Origin of the sequence: Citrobacter braakii (genome assembly GCF_002075345.1) — a bacterium.
Taxonomy (GTDB): domain Bacteria; phylum Pseudomonadota; class Gammaproteobacteria; order Enterobacterales; family Enterobacteriaceae; genus Citrobacter; species Citrobacter braakii.
In genome coordinates, this window is the sequence record NZ_NAEW01000052.1 from 1 (window position 1) to 3,335 (window position 3,335).

At 56.1% G+C, this 3,335-nt stretch carries 7 protein-coding genes; all 7 read left to right on the forward strand.

Going from position 1 to position 3,335, the window contains the following annotated elements; all coding sequences use genetic code 11:
* A partial coding sequence (locus BZK42_RS27560) for a DnaB-like helicase C-terminal domain-containing protein (RefSeq protein ID WP_282958099.1) occupies positions 1–188 on the forward strand: 188 nt, incomplete at its 5' end.
* A complete protein-coding gene (locus BZK42_RS27565) occupies positions 185–460 on the forward strand; it encodes a hypothetical protein (RefSeq protein ID WP_080861488.1) in 276 nt (91 codons plus the stop codon). The genes BZK42_RS27560 and BZK42_RS27565, both read left to right, overlap by 4 nt.
* On the forward strand, positions 450–755 hold the full coding sequence (locus BZK42_RS27570; protein WP_080861492.1) for a hypothetical protein: 306 nt from the start codon (positions 450–452) through the stop codon (positions 753–755). Before BZK42_RS27565 ends, BZK42_RS27570 begins: the two co-directional genes overlap by 11 nt.
* Positions 748–927, forward strand: a complete 180-nt coding sequence (locus BZK42_RS27575) for a hypothetical protein (protein WP_080861495.1) — start codon at positions 748–750, stop codon at positions 925–927. Before BZK42_RS27570 ends, BZK42_RS27575 begins: the two co-directional genes overlap by 8 nt.
* Positions 928–931: 4 nt before the next feature.
* Positions 932–1,321, forward strand: a complete 390-nt coding sequence (locus BZK42_RS27580) for a hypothetical protein (protein ID WP_080861497.1) — start codon at positions 932–934, stop codon at positions 1,319–1,321.
* Positions 1,314–3,092: a ParB family protein gene (locus BZK42_RS27585; RefSeq protein ID WP_143329769.1), complete on the forward strand. Its 1,779-nt coding sequence runs from the start codon at positions 1,314–1,316 to the stop codon at positions 3,090–3,092. The genes BZK42_RS27580 and BZK42_RS27585 overlap by 8 nt, the downstream gene beginning before the upstream one ends.
* Positions 3,089–3,310: a TraR/DksA C4-type zinc finger protein gene (locus BZK42_RS27590; protein WP_080861500.1), complete on the forward strand. Its 222-nt coding sequence runs from the start codon at positions 3,089–3,091 to the stop codon at positions 3,308–3,310. Before BZK42_RS27585 ends, BZK42_RS27590 begins: the two co-directional genes overlap by 4 nt.
* The last annotated feature ends 25 nt before the right edge of the window (positions 3,311–3,335 follow it).

The window sequence follows — 3,335 nt, forward strand, 5'->3', positions numbered from 1 at the left end:
ATGCGGACGTCATTCTCTTCCTTTATCGCGATGAGGTCTACAACGAGAACACCCTGGAGCGTGGTGTGGCTGAGCTCATCCTGGGCAAGCAGCGTCAGGGGCCGCTGGGTACCGTTAAAGCCCGATACGAGGGCGAGTACACCCGTTTTTCAGAATACCACCTCGGATACGAAGGACAGACAGTATGAGCCTGAAAAAACAGAGAAATAACGTCGTAAGCCCGGTTCCTGTGGTGTTCCCTGCCGGACATACCTGCGGGATGAGGGAGTACATCGTCAGCATCGGTACTGCCAGATACCAGACTTCCCGTGGTGAGTGGGAACGCCGGACAGACACGCCGGGCCGGGGACACAGCCAGGGCTACCTGAGGCGGGTCAGCGGCCAGCGGCTTCTGCGTCTGCTGAATCAGGCCGTGCGGGATTACCAGGAAAAGCAGGAGGGTGAACACCATGATACCTGACAGAACAGGTTACAGCCGGGGGCAACTGACGCCGGAAATTGAACGTAAATCCCGTGAGCTGCTCGGGCAGCCTTACGGGAACCCGCAGTTTACAAAATTGACTGGCTCAACCCCTGCGAACGCTGCCAGTGCCACCGTGCAATTGAAGTTACAAGCCGCTCGTTATCTGGTCGATACCTCTGCGCTGGTGATGCCGTTAAATGCCCCGGATGCGGTAATCAGGGCGAAATTGATACAGATGGTGACTGCGCGTGGGTTGAATGGGATACGGGACGGGAGGAGTAAAGATGGCTGATTTTAGCGCAACAAAACATAACGCATCCCTTGAGGAGTGGAGCGAGGCGCTGGAGTGCATGGTGGAGCTGAACGGTAAATCGTTCGATATAACTGAAATGGAGATCGAATCTGCTTATGGGGCGTGCAGACGTGTGGATGACTTTTTCTACGAAGAATGGGGGGAGGACTAAGCCGATGACCACTATTACCAGAGGGTGGCTGGACAAAGTCATCTCAGATATCGGGACTATTCGCGACGACATACCATCTGGTCTGGACGATGACGAGAGCAATACCCTGGCTGCGTTAAAGATGGCGCTGGCATCGATGGACGCTGAGCCTGTTTATCCGTGTGAATTTTGTCATTACGACACGGACGGTCTGCAGTGGCACTGGGAAGATGTTAACACTGATTTTTTTTATGAACAGTGGAACCCTGAGCGTTGCGGTAAACGTCGTGTACTTTACACCGCCCCGCCAGCGCCGGTTGTGTCTTTGACTGATGAACAGATCGATGCGCTTCTGAGTCTCGCTAACCTGCTTCAGGGCAGGGTGCCTGCTGCCGGGGAGGTGTCCCGTGGCTAAAACTAACCTGCTTGACCTGGGAACCGCCCTGCTGCAAGGGGCCCGTGAGCCGCAGTCAGCGACGGCGCCGGCCATCATGCCAACCAGCGAGATGCCGCTGATACTGACGCTGGATGAGGTTGCCCCGAACCCGGACAACCCGAGAACCACCCGTAACCCGAAGTATGATGAGATAAAGGATTCCATTCGCACCCGCGGGCTTGACACGGTGCCGAAAGTCACGAAAAACCCCGATATTCCGGGCTCGCCGTATATCTTCAGTGACGGCGGTAACACCCGCTATGCCGTTCTGCGGGAACTGTACGCCGAAACCGGTGACGAGCGCTTTTACCGTTTCCATGTGCTGTTCAAACCCTGGCCGGGGAGACTGAAATGTCTCGTTGGCCATCTGGCTGAGAATGATGTCCGCGGCGACCTGACGTTTATTGACAAGGCGCTGGGGATACGCAAAGCCCGTGCCATTCATGAGGAGACGCTGGGGCGGACGGTGACGCTGCGCGAACTGTCGGTACTATTGAGCAATGAAGGATATCCGATAGACAACTCAACGATTAGTCGGATGGAACATACGGTGGAGTATCTGTATCCGTATATACCGGAACTGCTGGCATCCGGGCTGGGGAGGCCACAGGTTATTACATTGCTCAATATGAGGTCGGGTGCACTTGATACCTGGCAAAAATACAGTGTCAGCACGGAACCGTTGAACTGTTTTGATGATGTTTTCGGTCAGACGTGTGAGCAGTTTGACGATCCGGAACTGTATTCGATTGAGATGTTCCGCGATGAGCTGATTGGTAACCTGATTAAGGCACTGCCCCATCCGTCACTGAACTATGACCGCTGGTTAATTGAGCTGGATCCAAAGGCGCAGAACCAGCGGGCGCTGTTTGGCGAGCCGGAGACGGTTGCTGAGCATCTGATTCTGGCAGACCAGAATGCCTGGCAGGCCAGTGAATCCGGGGCTCAGACAGTTGTTCAATCACCCGAACCGGTTACAGGAAGTGATACACCCCCGGTATTTGCAGGGAGCCGGGATCCCACAGCAGTTGTGCCGTCACCTGTGGTGTCGGGGGAATTCATGCCTTCTGGTGTGGAGGACGACGATACGGATGATATGTCATTTTCTTCTGTATATGCGCAGGGCGATGCCGGGGCTGCGGTGACAGCCGGTGTGGGCGTTACCGCATTCTCACAGGCGTCCGGCTCCGCTGTTACCGTTGCATCTGCTGTCGGTGCCGGCGGTGATGTTATTTCCGGCAGTAATATCTTCCCGCTCCGGGGTGACGATAACACCGCTGGAATGCCCGCTGCCCCTCTCCTTTCTGCCATTCCAACATCATCTGTCGCGTTTGCGGATACCGGGCTTGAGCCGGTCAGTGATATCTGGGCGATACCGGCGCTGCAGGATGATACCGAGCACCTTCAGGATATGGCGTACCGGCTGGTCTTTGAGATAGCGGAAGCGATGGGGTGTACGGACAGTGTCCGGGAAGATAACCGCCCGGGTTCAGCCGGTTTTGCGGTTTCTCCCCACGGGAATGAATTCGTTCTCTTTCTGGCGGGGCTGTCAGGTGAACTGCCCAATAAGCAGTTCAACATGTTCCTGTTCTGCCTGAACTTCTTTGGTTCGCAGTCACCTGCAGATACTCCCGTTTTTGACGACATTCACGTGGTGAAGACCATGAGGCTTATTCGTGTGATACGCCGTCTGCGCGAGCTGCAGCGCCTTCAGACTGTCACTGGTGACGAAGGGAGGACGCTGCAGTGAGTGTGGATACCGATGATGAAATGGCACAGCGGGAGGCCATGCTGCACACCGACCTGCAGATAGCGGCAATTCGCCATGCGCTGAGAACAGGAGCCACGGTGTCCCGTCTGCACTGCGCGGAATGCGGGGATGAAATTCCGGAGAAACGGCGGGCGTCAATGCCGGGCGTCAGGCTGTTCGCTGACTGCCAGGCGTGGCATGAGGAGCGTGGGTCATGAGCGGAACAGGGGCAGACCACGCCCT